14 protein-coding genes are annotated in these 17,251 nt (G+C 74.5%); 9 read left to right on the forward strand and 5 right to left on the reverse strand.

Annotated elements, in window-relative coordinates; translation table 11 throughout:
• The first annotated feature begins 1 nt into the window (after window position 1).
• From ACZ3KJ_RS07835 to ACZ3KJ_RS07855, 5 genes are all read left to right on the forward strand, one after another.
• Entirely contained in the window at window positions 2-415 is a 414-nt protein-coding gene (locus ACZ3KJ_RS07835; RefSeq protein WP_467525454.1) for a DUF3151 domain-containing protein, read from the forward strand.
• A 184-nt stretch (window positions 416-599) separates the two neighbouring features.
• Complete coding sequence (locus ACZ3KJ_RS07840) at window positions 600-1,439, forward strand: tryptophan 2,3-dioxygenase family protein (RefSeq protein ID WP_467525456.1); 840 nt, start codon at window positions 600-602, stop codon at window positions 1,437-1,439.
• Window positions 1,432-2,649 carry a kynureninase gene (gene kynU / locus ACZ3KJ_RS07845; protein ID WP_467525458.1) on the forward strand — a complete coding sequence of 406 codons (1,218 nt, stop codon included), beginning with the start codon at window positions 1,432-1,434 and terminating at the stop codon, window positions 2,647-2,649. The genes ACZ3KJ_RS07840 and kynU overlap by 8 nt, the downstream gene beginning before the upstream one ends.
• Before the next feature lie 761 nt (window positions 2,650-3,410).
• Complete coding sequence (locus ACZ3KJ_RS07850) at window positions 3,411-4,304, forward strand: alpha/beta hydrolase (protein ID WP_467525459.1); 894 nt, start codon at window positions 3,411-3,413, stop codon at window positions 4,302-4,304.
• 192 nt (window positions 4,305-4,496) lie between these two features.
• Entirely contained in the window at window positions 4,497-5,717 is a 1,221-nt protein-coding gene (locus ACZ3KJ_RS07855; RefSeq protein WP_467525461.1) for a cytochrome P450, read from the forward strand.
• A gap of 163 nt (window positions 5,718-5,880) precedes the next feature.
• On the opposite strand, the gene ACZ3KJ_RS07860 is transcribed toward ACZ3KJ_RS07855, so the two are convergent.
• Window positions 5,881-6,747, reverse strand: coding sequence for a diacylglycerol kinase family protein (locus tag ACZ3KJ_RS07860; protein WP_467525462.1), 867 nt, complete (start codon window positions 6,745-6,747; stop codon window positions 5,881-5,883).
• Window positions 6,748-6,965: 218 nt separating this feature from the next.
• Here ACZ3KJ_RS07860 and ACZ3KJ_RS07865 point away from each other — a divergent pair, with 218 nt between their 5' ends.
• Complete coding sequence (locus ACZ3KJ_RS07865) at window positions 6,966-8,249, forward strand: adenylosuccinate synthase (RefSeq protein ID WP_389519310.1); 1,284 nt, start codon at window positions 6,966-6,968, stop codon at window positions 8,247-8,249.
• 203 nt (window positions 8,250-8,452) lie between these two features.
• Window positions 8,453-9,175, forward strand: a complete 723-nt coding sequence (locus tag ACZ3KJ_RS07870) for a hypothetical protein (protein ID WP_467525464.1) — start codon at window positions 8,453-8,455, stop codon at window positions 9,173-9,175.
• 13 nt (window positions 9,176-9,188) lie between these two features.
• Here the strand turns inward: ACZ3KJ_RS07870 and ACZ3KJ_RS07875 are convergent, their stop codons facing one another.
• The 3 genes from ACZ3KJ_RS07875 to ACZ3KJ_RS07885 form a co-directional block, all read right to left on the reverse strand.
• Window positions 9,189-9,839 (reverse strand): hypothetical protein, encoded by a 651-nt coding sequence (locus ACZ3KJ_RS07875; protein ID WP_467525466.1) that lies wholly within the window; start codon window positions 9,837-9,839, stop codon window positions 9,189-9,191.
• Window positions 9,840-10,053: 214 nt separating this feature from the next.
• A complete protein-coding gene (locus ACZ3KJ_RS07880; protein ID WP_467525468.1) occupies window positions 10,054-10,761 on the reverse strand; it encodes a GntR family transcriptional regulator in 708 nt (235 codons plus the stop codon).
• Window positions 10,762-11,011: 250 nt separating this feature from the next.
• A complete protein-coding gene (locus ACZ3KJ_RS07885; RefSeq protein ID WP_467525470.1) occupies window positions 11,012-12,367 on the reverse strand; it encodes an aminotransferase class III-fold pyridoxal phosphate-dependent enzyme in 1,356 nt (451 codons plus the stop codon).
• A gap of 338 nt (window positions 12,368-12,705) precedes the next feature.
• Between ACZ3KJ_RS07885 and ACZ3KJ_RS07890 the strand changes: the two genes are divergently transcribed.
• Both ACZ3KJ_RS07890 and ACZ3KJ_RS07895 read left to right on the forward strand, forming a co-directional pair.
• Window positions 12,706-14,601 (forward strand): serine/threonine-protein kinase, encoded by a 1,896-nt coding sequence (locus tag ACZ3KJ_RS07890; RefSeq protein WP_467525472.1) that lies wholly within the window; start codon window positions 12,706-12,708, stop codon window positions 14,599-14,601.
• 99 nt (window positions 14,602-14,700) lie between these two features.
• Complete coding sequence (locus tag ACZ3KJ_RS07895; RefSeq protein ID WP_467525474.1) at window positions 14,701-16,260, forward strand: substrate-binding domain-containing protein; 1,560 nt, start codon at window positions 14,701-14,703, stop codon at window positions 16,258-16,260.
• Between the two features lie 210 nt (window positions 16,261-16,470).
• Here ACZ3KJ_RS07895 and ACZ3KJ_RS07900 read toward each other — a convergent pair whose 3' ends face one another.
• Window positions 16,471-17,205, reverse strand: a complete 735-nt coding sequence (locus tag ACZ3KJ_RS07900; protein ID WP_467525773.1) for an SLATT domain-containing protein — start codon at window positions 17,203-17,205, stop codon at window positions 16,471-16,473.
• Window positions 17,206-17,251: the final 46 nt, after the last annotated feature.

The raw sequence follows: 17,251 nt of genomic DNA on the forward strand, positions 1-17,251 counted from the left end.
CATGTCCATTCACGAGAACCTCCTCGGGGGCCCGCCCCCGACGCACCTCCCCGACGACCCGGAGCCCCGTGAGCTCCTCGCCGCCGGCACGGCGCCCGCCGACGTCGCCGCCGGGCACCCCACCTCCTCCCTCGCCTGGGCCCAGCTCGCCGACGACGCGTTCGAGCGGGGCAGCGTGGTCGAGTCGTACGCGTACGCCCGTACGGGCTACCACCGCGGCCTGGACGCCCTGCGCCGCAACGGCTGGAAGGGCCACGGCCCCGTCCCCTGGGAGCACGAGCCGAACCGCGGCTTCCTGCGCGCCCTGCACGCCCTCGCCCGGGCCGCGCAGGCGATCGGCGAGCAGGAGGAGTACGAGCGCTGCTCGCAGTTCCTGAAGGACTCCTCGCCGACGGCGGCCCAGACGCTGGGCTAGGCGTGTGATGCCGACGGCTCGGCCCACCTGACGTGGGCCGGGCCGTCGTAGGGCCCGCCCGGTGTGACCGGGCGGGCCTTGCGCTTTCGGGGGACGATACGGAGGATGCCCGTGGGGACCGGGGCCCCCGTGTCGGTAACGGCAGGGGCGGACCGCTACCCGGAGTACACAACAGGAGACAGCGATGTCCCATGAGGCTCAGGAACCGCACGAGCCCGAGACCCCGCATCTCGACTTCGAGGGCACGACGCCGTACGAGGACTACGTCAAGGCGGACGTGCTCACCCACCTCCAGCACACCCTCTCCGACGACCCCGGAGAGATGGTCTTCCTGGTCACGACCCAGGTGATGGAGCTGTGGTTCACCGTCATCGTCCACGAGTGGGAGACGGCGGCGCAGGCCCTGCGCCAGGACCGGGTGCCGGTGGCGACCGCCGCGCTGAAACGTTCCGTACGGGAGCTGGAGGCGCTGAACGCCTCCTGGCGGCCGCTCGCCCAGCTCACCCCCGCCCAGTTCAACGCGTACCGCTCCGCCCTCGGCGAGGGGTCCGGCTTCCAGTCGGCGATGTACCGGCGGATGGAGTTCCTGCTCGGCGAGAAGTCCGCGTCGATGCTGGTCCCGCACCGGGGCGCGCCCCGCGTCCACGCCGAACTGGAGAAGGCGCTGCACGAGCCGAGTCTGTACGACGAGGTGCTGCGGCTGCTGGCCCGCCGCGGGCACGCGGTCCCGGACTCCGTCCTGCGGCGCGACGTCGCGCTGCGGTACGAGCCGTCGCCGGAGGTGGAGGCGGTGTGGACCGCGCTCTACGCGGGCGACGAGAGCGACGAGCTGGCCCGCCTCGGCGAGGCGCTGACCGATGTCGCCGAGCTGGTGTGGCGCTGGCGCAACGACCACCTCGTCGCCACCCGCCGCGCGATGGGCGCGAAGACCGGCACGGGCGGCTCGGCCGGAGTGGCCTGGCTGGAGAAGCGCGCGCGCAAGAACGTGTTCCCCGAGCTGTGGACGGCGAGGTCCCATGTCTGACCTGACCCTCAGGGCGAGCGAGCTGGACGCCGGTGACGAGCTGGCCGCCCAGCGCGCCGAGTTCCTCCTCGACCCCGCGTCCGGCCCGGAGCCGGGCGACCCGGTCGTCTACCTCGACGGCAACTCCCTGGGCGCCCTGCCGGTGTCCGTCCCCGGCCGCGTCGAGGACGTCGTACGCCGCCAGTGGGGGGAGCTGCGCATCCGCTCCTGGGAGGAGAGCGGCTGGTGGACGGCGCCGGAGCGGATCGGCGACCGGATCGCCCCGCTGGTGGGGGCGGCGGCCGGGCAGATCGTGGTCGGGGACTCGACGAGCGTCAACGTCTTCAAGGCGCTCGTGGGCGCCGTGCGTCTCGTGGACGACCGCCGCGACGAGATCCTCGTCGACGCGACGACCTTCCCGACCGACGGGTACATCGCCGGGTCGGCGGCCCGGCTCACCGGACGCACCCTGCGGCCGGTGACCCCGGCGGAGGTGCCGGCGGCGCTGTCGGACCGTACGGCCGCGGTGCTGCTGAACCACGTCGACTACCGCACCGGCCGGCTGCACGACCTGCCGGGGCTGACCGCCGCCGTGCGCGCGGCGGGCGCGATCGCCGTCTGGGACCTGTGCCACAGCGCGGGCGCCCTGCCGGTCGGCCTCGACGAGCACGGCGTGGACCTCGCGGTCGGCTGCACCTACAAGTACCTGAACGGCGGGCCGGGTTCACCGGCGTACCTCTACGTCCGGCGCGGTCTCCAGGACCGCTTCGACTCCCCGCTGCCGGGCTGGACCTCCCACGCGGAGCCCTTCGGCATGCACTCCGGGTACGAGCCCGCCCCGGGCGCCGCGCGCGGGCGGGTCGGGACGCCCGACATCCTGTCGATGCTCGCGCTGGAGGCGGCGCTCGACGTCTGGCGGGACGTGTCGATCGAGGCCGTCCGCGCCAAGTCCCTCGCGCTGACGGACTTCTTCCTGGAGTGCGTGGCGGCCTACCTCCCCGCCGGGCGCGTGGAGTCCGTGACGCCGGTCGCCCACGAGGAACGCGGCAGCCAGGTGGCGCTGCGCTGCGACGACGCCGGCGACGTCATGAAGCGCCTGATCGACCGGGGTGTCGTCGGCGACTTCCGCCACCCGGACGTCCTCCGCTTCGGCTTCGCCCCGCTGTACGTGGGCTTCGCGGACGTGGAGCGGGCGGCGCGGGTGCTCGGGGCGGTGGTGAGGGCCGGCTAGCGCGGACGGGGGTCCGCGCGGCGGGCGGTCACCGGGTGCGGACGCCCCGCACCGGCGCACCCCGCCGCGGGGGGGGGGGGGGGCCCCGGGGGGGGGGGGGGGGGGGGGGGGGGGGGGGGGGGGGGGGGGGGGGCCGGCCCCCCCCCCGGGGGGGGGGGGCCGGGGGGGGGGGGGGCCCGGGGGGGGCCCCCCCCCCCCCGCCCCCCCCCGCGGCGCCCCGGCGGCCCCCCGCGGGCCGGCCCGCGGCGGGGGCCGGTGGAGCGCCGGGCACCGGTCCCGCCGCCCCGCGCACGGCGGCGCCGTCGCCGTCCTGTCTCCGTCCTCCGCCAGGTCGGCGGGGAGGGCGGCGACCGGCCCGTCACGGGCCCCGGTGCCGGTACGCGCTGCCGGTACGCGCTGCCGGTACACCCGGGGACTGCCCGGAGACGGCCGAACGCCTCTCCGCACGTCTCCGCGCGCCTCCGCACGTCTCCGCGTCTCTCCGCGCGGGACGTTCCCGGCCGCCCGCGGCACCGCCGTACGGATCCCCGCCGTGCGCCCTCCAGGGCCTGCCGTGCCGGGTTCGCCGGACATGTCGGCCTCCTTCGCGCCCCGCTGATCGGCGTGACGGAACGTCAGAACCCGTGATCCCTCACCGAGCGTGACATCCCCGTGTCCGCGCACGTCACCGGCCTGATACCGTCCCCGCCAACGGCCGAATCCCCACCTGGTCCGCCACATCCGTCCCGTCCAATTACGTTACGTTGCTGAGAGGTTGGAGCATGCCGGACGACGTCGTCGCAGCCCGGGCCGCCGCCGAAGAGGAGTCGGCCTTCTCGCACCCGGCGGTCGACCCCGACACCACCGCCGCCTACGGCGACCACCCCGACCAGGTGATCGACTTCTACGCGCCGCGGGCCACGGCCGGGGCGGGCGCCCCCGGCGGCACCGCCCCGCTGGTCGTCGTCCTGCACGGCGGCGCGTGGCGGGCGCCGTACGACCGGCGGCACATCACGCCGTTCGCCGGCTTCCTGGCACGGCGGGGGTTCGCCGTGGCCAACGTGGAGTACCGGCGGGGCGCGGCGGGCGAGGCCCCGGGGGCGAAGGCGCCGGTCGCGGGCCGCTGGCCCGACACCTTCGACGACGTCGCCGCCGCGCTGGACGCCCTCCCCGCCCTCGTACGCCGGGCCCTGCCGCAGGCCGACCCGCGCCGCACGGTGCTCACCGGCCACTCCGCGGGCGGCCACCTCGCCCTGTGGGCCGCGGCCCGGCACGTGCTGCCCGCCGACGCGCCCTGGCGCACCGGCGGCCCCGCCCCGCTGCGCGGCGTCGTCGCGCTCGCCCCGATCGCGGACTTCGAGGTCGCCGGGAAGCTGGGCGTCTGCGGGGGCGCGTGCCGGCAGTTCCTGGGCGGGGACGAGCACGTCGCCGAGCGACAGCCGTACGCCGACCCCGCGCTGCTGCTGCCGACCGGCATCGCCACCACCCTGGTGCAGGGCCGCACCGACCTGGTCGTCCCGCAGGCGGTCGCCGAGTCCTACGCGGAGGCGGCGGCGAGGGCGGGGGAGGTGGTGGGCGTGACGCTGCTGGAGGACGTCGGGCACTTCCCGCTGATCGACCCGGTGGCGGACGCGTGCGCGGTGGTGGCGGAGGAGATCGCGCAGCTGGCGTGGTGAGGCGTGCGGGGGCGGTGTGCGGGGGCGGTGTTCGCATACGCGGCGCGGCTGGTGACGATGCCGGGGGGAGACGCCCCTGACCCCCTGCCCCCTGGTCCTTGCTCTCTGGCCCCTGGCCCCCGCGCTCTGGCCCCTGCCCCCTGCCCCCTGGCCCCCCTGGTCAGCGGTGCCGCCGACGGGTAGCGTCCGGCCATGGCAGCAGTCGACGACCTTCGCTTCGATCCCTGGGACCCGGCGTTCGTGGCCGACCCGTACCCGGCCTACGCCGAGCTGCGGGAGCGGGGCCGGGTGATCCGGTACGAGCCCACCGACCAGTGGCTGGTGCCGCACCACGCGGACGTCTCGGCGCTGCTGCGCGACCGGCGGCTGGGGCGGACCTACCAGCACCGGTTCACGCACGAGGACTTCGGGCGGACGGCGCCCCCGGCCGAGCACGAGCCGTTCCACACGCTCAACGACCACGGGATGCTCGACCTGGAGCCGCCGGACCACACCCGCATCCGGCGCCTGGTGTCGAAGGCGTTCACCCCGCGCACGGTCGAGCGGCTGAAACCGTACGTGGAGCGGCTGGCCGGTGAGCTGGTGGACGGGCTGGTGGCGGCCGGCGGCGGGGACCTGCTGACGGACGTCGCCGAACCGCTGCCGGTGGCGGTGATCGCCGAGATGCTGGGGATCCCGGCGTCGGAGCGGGCCCCGCTGAGGCCCTGGTCGGCGGAGATCTGCGGGATGTACGAGCTGGGTCCGTCGGAGGAGACGGCCCGCCGGGCGGTGCGGGCCTCGGTCGAGTTCTCCGCGTACCTGCGGGAGCTGATCGCGGCCCGCCGCAAGGAGCCCGGCGAGGACCTGATCTCGGGCCTGATCGCCGCCCACGACGAGGGCGACCGGCTCACCGAGCAGGAGATGATCTCGACGGCCGTGCTCCTGCTGAACGCCGGCCACGAGGCGACCGTGAACGCCACGGTCAACGGCTGGTGGGCGCTGTTCCGCAACCCGGACCAGCTGGCGGCCCTGCGCGCGGACCACTCCCTGGTGCCCTCCGCCGTGGAGGAGCTGATGCGCTACGACACCCCGCTCCAGCTCTTCGAACGCTGGGTCCTCGACGACATCGAGATCGACGGCACGACGATCCCGCGGGGCGCGGAGATCGCGATGCTGTTCGGCTCCGCCAACCACGACCCGTCGGTCTTCGCCGACCCGGACCGCCTGGACCTGACCCGGGCGGAGAACCCGCACATCTCCTTCAGCGCGGGCATCCACTACTGCATCGGCGCCCCCCTGGCCCGCATCGAACTGGCCGCCTCGATGCGGGCCCTCCTGGAGAGGGCCCCGGCGCTGACCCCGGCGGCGGAGCCGTCGCGCAAGCCGAACTTCGTGATCAGGGGGCTGGAGGGGCTGAGCGTGACGGTCGGCTGAGCTGCCTCACGCCGTCGGGGTTCGGCTGAGCCGCCTCACGTTGTCAGGTCCCGTCGGTGCAGCGCGGCGGCGCCGGCCGCCACCAGTCCCGCGGCCAGACCCGTCAGGGCCAGGACCGGGCTGGGTGAAGGACCGCCCGGCGCTCCGGCCGTGCCGCGCCCCCTCACCGCCCCGGCAGCACCAGCCCCAGCGCGCCCTCCCGCACCGTCCACGTCCTCCTGCGGACCGGGCCCACGACCGACGCGTCCGCCCGGTAGCGGAAGTCCGCGCCCGAGACGGTCACCGTCCGCCCCCGGGCCTCCAGCGGCGACGCCTCGGCGCCCAGGGACAGCGGGCGCACCTCGACCGTCGCCGCGCCGGTGGCGTCGGGGGTCACCGCGACCTCCTCGACCGGCTGGTCCAGGTCGACCAGGGTCACGCCGTCGACCTCGACCCGCAGCCGGGCCGGGCCGGGCGGGGGAGCGGCGGACGCGGTCCGGGCGGGCCGCGCCGGCACCAGGGTCCGTACCAGGTGCTGGCAGGTCCGCAGCCAGGGGTGCGCGTGCGCCCCGCCCGGGGCGGCCGCACCGTCCGGCGCGTCCCGCGGGGCCAGCGGCACCGGCGGGATCCGCAGCGCCCCCAGCACCACCCCGTCGCTGTCGTCGACCAGCAGGTCCAGCCGCCGCTCGGCCCCTTCGAGGACCGCCCGCGCCGCCGCCACGGCCCCCGTGGGCACCCCCAGGGCGTGCGCGACGCCCAGGGAGCTGCCCACCGGCACCACCGACAGCACGCAGTCGGCGAGCTCCCGCCGGCGGTGCAGCAGGGCCACCGCCCGGCTCAGGGCGCGGTCGTCACCGATGACCACCGGCCTGCGGGAGCCCCGGCGGTCCAGCATGCGGGCAAATTCCTCCGGCCCCTCCGGAAGGCACACTTTCGCCGCCGCACCCGCGCTGAGCACGTCTTTCGCGATTCTCACGGACTCTCCGTCCGTCGTCCGGGCGACCGGATCGATGATCACCAGCAGCTGGTCCGGCGTCGCGAAAGTCGCCACCTCGGTCCTGCCTCGCTTCCTCGGGTAGCATCTTTGTGCAAGAGCCCCTTGCGCTATTGCGCCAGGGGCTTCGTCTATTCCGGGGCATCCGGGTCCGACGGTGTGCGACCGGTGACGGTCGCACGGCGGCCAACGACGGTCGCGGTGCACGCGGTGGTAAGCGCCTTCGCGTACGCCCCTGACCCTGGACATGCCCCACCCGGAAGGGGTGTACGCGCGTGCCCGCACTTGTGCTGCTCGGTGCTCAGTGGGGTGACGAGGGCAAGGGGAAGGCCACCGACCTGCTCGGTGGCTCGGTGGACTACGTAGTGCGCTACCAGGGCGGCAACAACGCCGGCCACACGGTCGTCGTGGGCGACCAGAAGTACGCACTCCACCTCCTCCCCTCCGGGATCCTCTCCCCCGGATGTACGCCCGTCATCGGAAACGGCGTCGTCGTCGACCCGTCGGTCCTGCTCTCCGAGCTGAGCGGTCTGAACGAGCGCGGCGTCGACACGTCGAAGCTCATGATCAGCGGCAACGCGCACATCATCACGCCGTACAACGTCACTGTCGACAAGGTGACGGAACGCTTCCTCGGAAAGCGCAAGATCGGCACCACGGGCCGCGGCATCGGACCGACCTACGCCGACAAGATCAACCGCGTCGGCATCCGCGTGCAGGACCTGTACGACGAGTCGATCCTCCAGCAGAAGGTCGAGGCGGCGCTCGACGTCAAGAACCAGCTGCTCACCAAGCTCTACAACCGCCGGGCGATCGCCGTCGACCAGGTCGTGGAGGAGCTGCTCGGCTACGCCGACAAGCTGGCGCCGTACGTCGCCGACACGGTCCTGGTGCTCAACCAGGCCCTGGAGGACGACAAGGTCGTCCTCTTCGAGGGCGGGCAGGGCACCCTCCTCGACATCGACCACGGCACGTACCCCTTCGTCACCTCCTCCAACCCGACCGCCGGCGGCGCCTGCACCGGCGCGGGCGTCGGCCCGACGAAGATCAGCCGCGTCATCGGCATCCTCAAGGCGTACACGACCCGCGTCGGCGCCGGCCCGTTCCCGACCGAGCTGTTCGACGCGGACGGCGAGGCGCTGCGCCGCATCGGCGGCGAGCGCGGTGTCACCACCGGCCGTGACCGCCGCTGCGGCTGGTTCGACGCGGTGATCGCCCGCTACGCCACCCGCGTCAACGGCCTCACCGACTTCTTCCTCACCAAGCTGGACGTGCTCACCGGCTGGGAGGAGATCCCGGTCTGCGTGGCGTACGAGATCGACGGCAAGCGCGTCGAGGAGCTCCCGTACTCCCAGTCCGACTTCCACCACGCGAAGCCGGTCTACGAGACCCTCCCCGGCTGGTCCGAGGACATCACCAAGGCGAAGTCGTTCTCCGACCTGCCGAAGAACGCCCAGAACTACGTCAAGGCGCTGGAGGAGATGTCCGGCGCCCCGATCTCCGCGATCGGCGTGGGCCCGGGCCGGGACGAGACGATCGAGATCAACTCGTTCCTGTAGACCGCACGCCGGCACGCGGGCACGTCGGCACGCCGACACACGTGGGCAGGTCGGCACACCGTCACACCGGCCGGGGCCGGTCCGGGACATCCCGGACCGGCCCCGGCCGTTCCGGCACCGGGTGAAACCGCTTGCGCCCCGTTGATCGTCTCCTGTGGGCGACGGCCGGAAACGGCAGCCGTGGCGACGGGGGTGGCGGGACGATGATCGTGACTCGGTTCCAGGGGGCGCTGCTGATCGCGGTGTCCCTGGTCTCGGCGGCGGCCTGCTGGTTCGCGTTCGCCACCTGGCTGCCGACCGACCTGGATCTCTACCGGGAGTACACCGCGGCCGCGCCGTGCCCCGACCGCGCGGCGACCCGGCGCTCCGAGGACTGCCTGCGGACGGTCCCGTTCACCGTCGAGGGCACGAGAGTGAAGGAGGGCAGGAACCCCGAGTTCCGGGCGGCCCTGTCCGGCACTCCCTTCTGGGACGGCGTCGTGGTCTTCGGCGACCCGGGCCCCGTGCTGGCGGAACTCGGGCCGGGCGACCGGGTCATCGGCACGGTCTGGCGCGGCGCGGTCATGACGATCGGCAAGGGGGGCGTCCGGCAGAGCACCGCCGCCGAGCCGCGCGACGAACCCCAGATGGCGGCCGCCCTCGGCACGGGCGCCGGTCTCCTGGCCGTCCTGGGGCTGGTGTTCGGCACGGCGCGGCTGCTGCGGCCGGGCCGCCACGAGCGGTTCGTCTGGCGGCCCTACGGCAAGCGGCTGCTCATCATCACCGCGAGCGTCTGTGTCGTCGTCGGGCTCCTGGGCGTGTGGTCCGGCACTCCCTGGTGGCTCGTCCCCGGCCTCGCCGTACTGCTCGTCGCGGGGGGCGTGAAGCTGGTCTACGGGTGGGAGGAGCCGGAGGAGGCGGGCAGCCGGCGGACGGGCGTGTCCTGAACGGCGCCGCGCCTCAGCTGAACACGATCATCGACCCCTGCGCGAGGCTCCGCGTCGCGGCGGCGTGCAGCCCGAGCCACACGTGCCGCTCGCGGGCGAACGGGCTGGGGTCGTACGGCGCGGGACCGGCCGGTTCCTCCAACTCGGTCGGGGCGGCGGGGGGTTGGGGGGCCGCCGGGGGGTTCGCCGGGTCGATGCCGATCGACGGGGCGACGTACTCCAGCTCCCGCAGCAGGGCCTGCGAGGAGCCCAGCGGGCCGCCGCCGGCGAGGAGGTCGTCGTTGGAGAGCGGATGCGGGAAGTCGACGGGGACGTACGCGCCCGCGTGGTCGTAGTGCCACACCAGGTGGGACTGCTGGGCCGTCGACTCGAACATCTCCAGGAGCTGCTCGTAGTCGCCGCCGAGTTCGTCGACCGGGGTGACCGGGAGGCCGCACACCTGCAACAGGTAGGCGCGCCGCAGGAAGTGCAGGGCGTCGTAGTCGAAGCCGGCCACGGGGGCGACGTCGCCGGACAGGCCCGGCATGTACTGGTACACCGGCACGGGCGGGAGTCCCGACTCGGCGAGCACCTTGTTGTACTGCGCGAGTTCCTCGGCGAACGGGTTGTCGGGGGTGTGGCACAACACGTCGACGAGCGGTACCAGCCACAGGTCACAGGCCAAAGAGAGCTCCTCACCTAGCGCGATCGTCGTGCCATTGCCATTGCCACTGCCATGCCATTGCCGTGCCATTGCCACTGCCATGCCATTGCCCGGTCTGCGAAGGGTAGTCGGTGCGGCACGCCACGGCGCCCCTTGTGCGTTCCCGGGTGCAGGTCCCCTACCCACCCACCGCCCGCTCACCTACCGGGACGGCCAGGATCGTCCGGAGGGGCGCTCATCCCGCTTCCGCCGCCGGCCGCTCGATCAGCGCGATCGAGTGGGCGTGGTAGGCCTCGAGCATCGAGCGGGCGGTGGCGGTGTCGTGCCGGTGCAGGGCGTCGACCAGTTCGGTGTGGCCGGACCAGAGGCGGCCGCGCAGCTCGGTCAGCCGCCGCAGGTGCTGCACGAGGCACACCCAGGACTGCACCCGCAGCCGGTGCAGGAAGTCCGCGAGGTACGGGTTGCCGAACAGGGCGCTCAGCTCGCGCCAGAACCGCAGGTCGTAGCCGATGAGGACGGTGAGGTCACCGGCGGTGGCGGCCCGCTGGGCCTCCTCCCCGCGCCGGCGCACGCCCGCGACGGCGGCGGCGATCCGCGGCTCCTCCACGTCCCGGAGGCGCCGGCTGTCCTGGTCGAGGGCGAGGAACATGCTCTCGGTGATCAGGCTGCGCGCCTCGATCATGCCGCGGAAGTCCTCGACGGAGTACTCGTGGACGCGGAAACCGCGGTGCTGGTCGGCCTCCAGCAGCCCCTGCGCCGACAGGTCGACCAGGGCCTCGCGCACCGGGGTCGCGGAGACGCCGTACTGCTCGGCGATCTCCTTCACGGTGAACGCCTGGCCCGGCTGGAGCCGACCCCCCAGCACCTCGTCGCGAAGCGCGTCGGCGATCTGCTGCCGCAGGGTGCTGCGGGTCACGGCGCCGCTGCCGCTGGTGCCGGGCATGGTCGGGGCGTCTCCCTCGTCGCGGACGTTCGGTGGCGTGCTCGTGCGCGGACCGCGCCGGCACTCGCGCTCGCACGGGTGCGGATGCGCGTACCGGCGGCCGACCGGCCGTCGTCCCGCCGGCCGGGCCGGCGGTCGTACTCGCACACACACTCGTACTCATCTACGAGCACGCCACCTTACGCGTTCGACGGGGCCGGGCGCTCTCCGTGTTCGGGTGCCGCCCGGCGCCGGTCACGCCGGCCGCGGTCTACTCCGTGTACGCGTCCGCCACCGACAGCGCCGCGTCCAGCGCCGCCAGGCCCTCCTTCACCTCGGACTCGCTCGCGTTGCACGGCGGCACGAAGTGGGTGCGGTTCATGTTGACGAACGGCCACGCGCCGGCCTGCTTGGCCGCGGCGGCGAAGGCCGCCATCGGCGCGTTCGCCTCACCGGTCGCGTTGTACGGCACCAGCGGTTCGCGCGTCTCGCGGTTCTTCACCAGCTCGACGGCCCAGAACATGCCGACACCCCGCACTTCTCCGACGCTCGGGTGGCGCCGCGCGAGCTCGCGCAGTCCCGGCCCGGCCACGGTGGCGCCCAGTTGCTTCGCGTGCTCGACGATCCCCTCCTCCGCCATGACGTTGATCGTCGCGACGGCGGCCGCGCAGGCCAGCGGGTGCCCGGAGTACGTCAGACCGCCCGGGTAGGGCCGCCTGGCGAAGGTCTCCGCGATGGCGCCCGAGATGGCGACACCGCCGAGCGGCACGTATCCGCTGTTGACGCCCTTGGCGAAGGTCAGCAGGTCGGGCACGACGTCGAACAGGTCGGCGGCGAACCACTCACCGGTGCGGCCGAAGCCGGCCATGACCTCGTCCAGGATGAAGACGATGCCGTACCGGTCGCAGAGCTCCCGCACGCCGGCCAGGTAGCCGGGCGGCGGGACCATGATCCCGGCGGTTCCGGGGATGGTCTCCAGGATGATCGCGGCGATCGTCCCGGGCCCCTCGAAGGCGATGGTCGTCTCCAGGTGCTCCAGCGCCCGGGCGCACTCCTCGTCCTCGGTCTGCGCGTAGAAGCGGGAGCGGTAGAGGAACGGCGCCCAGAAGTGCACGACCCCGGCGGCGGCGCCGTCGGAGGCCCAGCGGCGCGGGTCGCCGGTGATGTTCACGGCCTGCTGGGTGCCGCCGTGGTACGAGCGGTACGCCGAGAGCACCTTCGCCCGGCCCGTGTGCAGCCGCGCCATGCGCACGGCGTGCTCGACGGCGTCGGCGCCGCCGTTCGTGAAGAAGATCTTGTCCAGGTCGCCGGGGGTGCGTCCGGCGATCAGCCGGGCGGCCTCGGAACGGGCCTCGACGGCGAAGGCGGGCGCGAAGGTGGCCAGGTGCGCGGCCTGCTCCTGGATCGCGGCGACGACCGTCGGGTGCTGGTAGCCGATGTTCGTGTAGACGAGCCCGCTGGTGAGGTCGAGGTAGCGCTTGCCGTCGTAGTCCCAGAAGTACGACCCCTCCGCGCCGGCCACGGCGAGCGGGTCGATGAGCTCCTGGGCGGACCAGGAGTGGAAGACGTGCGCGCGGTCGGCGGCCTTCACGGCGACGCCGGCCCGGGGGTCGGTCTGAGGGGTCATGCGGTGAGCGTAGATGTCCGCGATGCGGAAGCGATATCGGCGTCATGTCTGCGGACGGGCGCTTTCCGCGACAGGTTGTCGACGGCCGGTACCGAGGACCGACCTGCCGGTACCGAGGACCGGTACCGAGGACCGCCCCTGCCGGTACCGAGGACCGGTACCGAGGACCGACCCTGCCGGTACCGAGGACCGGTACCGAGGACCGACCCGCTCGGCGCGGCGTCCGCCGCCTTCCACCGGCCCCCGTTATGGAACCGTAGACACCATGCCGCTCGACTCCCCGAAAGGCCGGATTATTCTCGGCTCGATCACACGTGCGGGGGGAAGGGGGAGCGGCCATGGAGAAGCTGGGGGCGGGGGATCCGCAGCACATCGGCGGATACCGGCTGCTCGCGCGGCTGGGGGCCGGCGGGATGGGGCGGGTCTACCTCGCGCGCTCGGACCGCGGCCGGACCGTCGCCGTGAAGCTGGTCCGGCCGGAGCTGGCGGCCCGCGAGGAGTTCCGGGCGCGGTTCCGCCAGGAGGTCCGCAACGCCCAGCGGGTCGGCGGCTTCTGGACCGCGCCCGTCCTGGACGCCGACACCGAGGCGGCCGTGCCCTGGGTCGCCACCGGCTACGTCGCCGGCCCGAGCCTCCAGCAGGTCGTGGGCCACGACCACGGCCCGCTGCCCGAGCGGTCGGTGCGCGTGCTCGCCGCCGGGCTCGCCCACGCGCTCACCAACATCCACGCGGCCGGGATCGTCCACCGCGACCTCAAGCCGTCCAACGTGATGGTCACCATCGAGGGCCCCCGGCTCATCGACTTCGGCGTCGCCCGGGCCATGGAGACGCTCGGCGGCGACGCCGGAGGCCTCACCCGGACCGGCGCGATGATCGGCTCGCCCGGCTTCATGGCGCCCGAGCAGGTGCGCGGCGGCCGGATCACGCCCGCGTGCGACGTCTTCTGCCTCGGCTCCGTCCTCGCCTACGCCGCCACCGGCAGCCTGCCCTTCGGCTCCGCCGACAGCGGCGTGCACGTCCTGATGTTCCGCATCGCCGAGGAGGAACCCGACCTGTCGGGCCTCTCCGAGGACATCGCCGACCTGGTCCGCGCCTGTCTGCGCAAGGACCCGGCCGCCCGGCCGTCCCTGGAGTGGCTCCTGGAGCGCACCGGCGCGCACGAGACCGTCGCGGAGGGGCGCTCCCGTGAGCCCTGGCTGCCGAACACCCTGGTGGCCCAGCTGGGCCGGCACGCGGTGCGGCTGCTGGAGACGGAGAACCCGGAGGGCGACGAGGCGCCCCCGGCCGGCGCCGCCGAGGCCGCGCCGGAGCACTCCGGCCCACGCGGCGCGGGCCCGTACCCGGCCGCCCCCACGCCGCCCGCCGCCCCGCCGACGGGAGCCGGCGCCACGACCGCGCCCCCGGCCCACCCCGCGTACGGCCACCCCCGCCCGCACCCGCAGTCCGCACCCCCGGTCCCCCAGACGGTGCCGGGGCCGGTGCCGGGACCCGTCCCGCACAACCCGTACACGGCGGCGGGCGGCGGCCCCGGCGCGCCCCTGCCGCACCCCGGGTACGCCCCGTACGGGGACGAGCCGTACCCCTCGTCCGGCCCCCACGGAGAGGGCCCGTATCCCTCGTACACCCCGTACGGCCCCTACGGGGACGAGCCCCAGGAGCCGCCGCGCCGCAGCGGCCGTACGACCGCGCTGCTGGTCGTGGTCGCCCTGGTCGTCGCGCTGGCCGCGGGCGGCTCGGTGTACGCGCTGATGAACGGCGGCGGCACCGACTCCACCGCGCGCCCCGACCCGACACCGACCACGGCCGCACCGTCCACGGCCTCCGGCACCGGGTCCGCCTCCCCGGCCGAGTCCGGTGGGCCGTCGGCCTCGCCGTCCGCCACGGAGCCGGCCGGCGCGGTCCCGGCGGACTACCTCGGCACCTGGGCCACGACCGTCGACGGCGCGGGCGGCACCGACACCCGCCGGCTCACCCTCACCCAGGGCGAGGTGGGCGACACCGTCCTCTCGCTCGTCGCGGAAGGCGACTCCTACCACTGCGAGTTCACCGCCGAGCTGACCCAACGGCCCGCCTCGGAGGGCCCGTTGCGGATCGGACCGTCCACGGTCACCACCGGCGAGCCGCTCTCCTCCTGCTCCCCGGGCGCCCCCACCGAGGTCACCCTCCTGTCCGACGGCAGGCTGCAACGCGTGAACACCTCCACCGGGGAGAAGCTGACGTACACCCGCCGGTGAACGTCCGGCGAACTCCCGCCCTCCCGTCCGGAATGTCCCCTAGGGCAGACGTACGGTGGCCCCACGATCCGGCCGGCGGGAGTGGCGGGGGCACCCACAGTGGACTGGCTGAACGCTGAGAACGTCGTGGCCGTGGGGACGGCCGTCCTCGGTATCGCCGCGTCCGGCGCGATGGTCTGGTACGAGCGCCGGGTGCCGCGCCGCAAGCGGATCGGCTACCGCGTGCAGATGGACAACCCGATCGGCGACGACGTCCGGTCCGGCCGCCCCAACCGCCGTCTCGGCCTCTTCGACGAGACGCCCGGCATGGCGGCCGCCACCCTCGTCCTGCTGCGCATCGAGAACGACGGCTCGCAGGGCATCGCCCGCGACGACTACACCGGCCCCGAACGCCACGGGCTCACCGCGGTGTTCACCGACCGCACCATCCGCGGGGTGTCGGTCACCCAGCCGACCGACACCGACCACCTCATGGACCACTTCACCGCGGACCGCGGCTTCGGCTACGAGGACAACACCCTGCGCATCCCGCGCGTCCCGCTCAACCCGCGCGAGCACTTCAAGCTCCTGGTCCTGCTGTCGGGCGGCGACGTCGGCCACGGCATACGGCTCTACGGCGGCATCCGCGACGGCGAGGTCCACCCCAACCGCAGCGCCACCCCGGACGACACCCCGCCGCTGTTCAGCCGGGCGGCCCGGCTGATCTCCCTCCTCCTCACCCTCTGCGTGATCACCCTCGCGACGATGGTCGTCGTCCGTGACGACACCCCGCCGCCCATCGGCTGCGAGCGGGGCAGCCTCACCCTCACCGGTTCGACGGCCTTCGCCCCGGTGATCCGCGAGGTGGCCCGCAAGTACGAGAGCGACTGCGAGGGCGCGCACCTCACCGTGGACCCGCACGGATCGACGGCCGGCATCCGCGAGCTCACCGCGGCGGGCACCCGGGCGAAGGACGGCTCCCCGCCCGTCGTGGCCCTCTCCGACGGCCCCAAACCGTCCGGCCTGGCCGAACTGCGCGAGAACCGGGTGGCGGTGTCGGTGTTCGCCCTCGTCGTCCACGACGGCGTCCCCCTGACGGACCTCTCCACGGAGGACGTGCGCCGCCTCTACCTCGGGCGGATCACCAACTGGCGCCAGCTCGGCGGCCCCGACCTGCCGGTGGTCCTGGTCAGCCGGGACGCCAACTCCGGGACCCGGCAGGTGTTCCAGCGTCAGGTGCTGGGCCGCGGCGAGATCGCCAACTCCTCCGTCGACTGCGTCCACAAGGACGACCCGACGGCCTCCGTCGTGCGCTGCGAACTCGACTCCACCGAGCAGGTCCTCTCCACCGTCGCCGCCACCCCCGGCGCCATCGGCTACAGCGAACTCAACGTCGCCGACCGCGCCGAGGGCCTGCACGCGCTGCGCCTCGACGGCGACCCCGCGTCCGTCGACGCCATCGAGGACGGCACCAGCGACTACCCGTACCGCGAGATCGAGTACGCCTACACCTACGGCCGCCCCCCGGCCGACTCCCTGGCATCGAGCTTCCTGACCTACCTCACCCGCGGCAACGGCCAGGACGTCATCCGCACCCACGGCCACCTGCCCTGCTGGACCCCGGAGGGCCTGCGCCTGTGCGCCCGGGGCAGCCAGTCCACTCCGTCCGGCGCAAATTAGCCCGTCCGGCGTTTGAGGACGAGGCCCCCTTAAGGGCCGAAGCCGGGGTCTGGGGGCGGCAGCCCCCAGGGGCGGGAAGGGCAAGGGCGGCGGGGGCGAAACCCCCGGCGTCACCACCGCGCCCCCGACGTCACCGCGCCCCCGGCCTCACCACCGCGCCCCCGGCGTCAGCCCCCACCCACACCCCGACGGCAGCCCCCGGCGTCACCCTCACCGAGGCTCCGGCGGCCGCTGCCGAGGCATGTTCGGCCGGCTCCCGGCCCCCGGCGGCAGCGGAAACCTCCCCTGCGGCACCCCCGCATCCGACCGCCCGCCACCCCCCACCGCCCCCTGGATCCCGAGCGGCGCGGCCCCCGTCCGGAACTCCACCATCCAGTCCGCCGTCTCCGCCCGCACCAGCTCGGTCACGTCCTCCGAGAACCGCCGGAGCACCCCCAGGCACCGCTCGGCGGCCTCGCTCGCCGTGCCCTCCGCCGGCCCCAGCACCTCCCGCGCGCTCTCCGACGCCCAGTCGAACTGCAACACCTGCAACCGCCGCTGCACGGCCTGCGCGGTCGCCACGTCCCGCATCCACCCGGACGTCACCCCGAAGAACCGGTCCACGGCCACGCACGCCACCGCGACCAGCAGCGCGAGACACCCCCAGGGGGCCACCCCGGTCCGCACCCCGGTGAGGTCCAGCAGCGGCAGCGCGGCCCCCGCGACCGCCCCCGCCACGGCCCCGGCCCGCAGCACCCGCGCGCCCCGCCGCTTCCCCACCCGGTCGGCGAGGTACCAGGCCGCGGTCTCCAGGGCCCGCCGCTCCACCCAGCGGTACAGCTCGTCCAGCCGTTGGGCCGGCTCGCCCCAGTCCCCGAGCGGCAACGCCCGGCCGGTCAGATCGCCCGGCCGCAGCCCGGCCGCGCCCTCGCCCCGCCCGTCCTGAGGCGGACCCTCGGGTTGCATCTCCGGCTGCTGACCCACCCGGCACTCCCTCCTGAACCCGACCGGC

This window comes from Streptomyces sp. NPDC003248 (assembly GCF_055563235.1).

Bases quoted from the DNA above. Each gene is read 5' to 3' on its own strand.
- ACZ3KJ_RS07835 (WP_467525454.1), top strand. From the start codon at position 2: ATGTCCATTCACGAGAACCTCCTCGGGGGCCCGCCCCCGACGCACCTC.
- ACZ3KJ_RS07840 (WP_467525456.1), top strand. From the start codon at position 600: ATGTCCCATGAGGCTCAGGAACCGCACGAGCCCGAGACCCCGCATCTC.
- kynU (WP_467525458.1), top strand. From the start codon at position 1,432: ATGTCTGACCTGACCCTCAGGGCGAGCGAGCTGGACGCCGGTGACGAG.
- ACZ3KJ_RS07850 (WP_467525459.1), top strand. From the start codon at position 3,411: ATGCCGGACGACGTCGTCGCAGCCCGGGCCGCCGCCGAAGAGGAGTCG.
- ACZ3KJ_RS07855 (WP_467525461.1), top strand. From the start codon at position 4,497: ATGGCAGCAGTCGACGACCTTCGCTTCGATCCCTGGGACCCGGCGTTC.
- ACZ3KJ_RS07870 (WP_467525464.1), top strand. From the start codon at position 8,453: ATGATCGTGACTCGGTTCCAGGGGGCGCTGCTGATCGCGGTGTCCCTG.
- ACZ3KJ_RS07880 (WP_467525468.1), bottom strand. From the start codon at position 10,761: ATGCCCGGCACCAGCGGCAGCGGCGCCGTGACCCGCAGCACCCTGCGG.
- ACZ3KJ_RS07885 (WP_467525470.1), bottom strand. From the start codon at position 12,367: ATGACCCCTCAGACCGACCCCCGGGCCGGCGTCGCCGTGAAGGCCGCC.
- ACZ3KJ_RS07890 (WP_467525472.1), top strand. From the start codon at position 12,706: ATGGAGAAGCTGGGGGCGGGGGATCCGCAGCACATCGGCGGATACCGG.
- ACZ3KJ_RS07900 (WP_467525773.1), bottom strand. From the start codon at position 17,205: ATGCAACCCGAGGGTCCGCCTCAGGACGGGCGGGGCGAGGGCGCGGCC.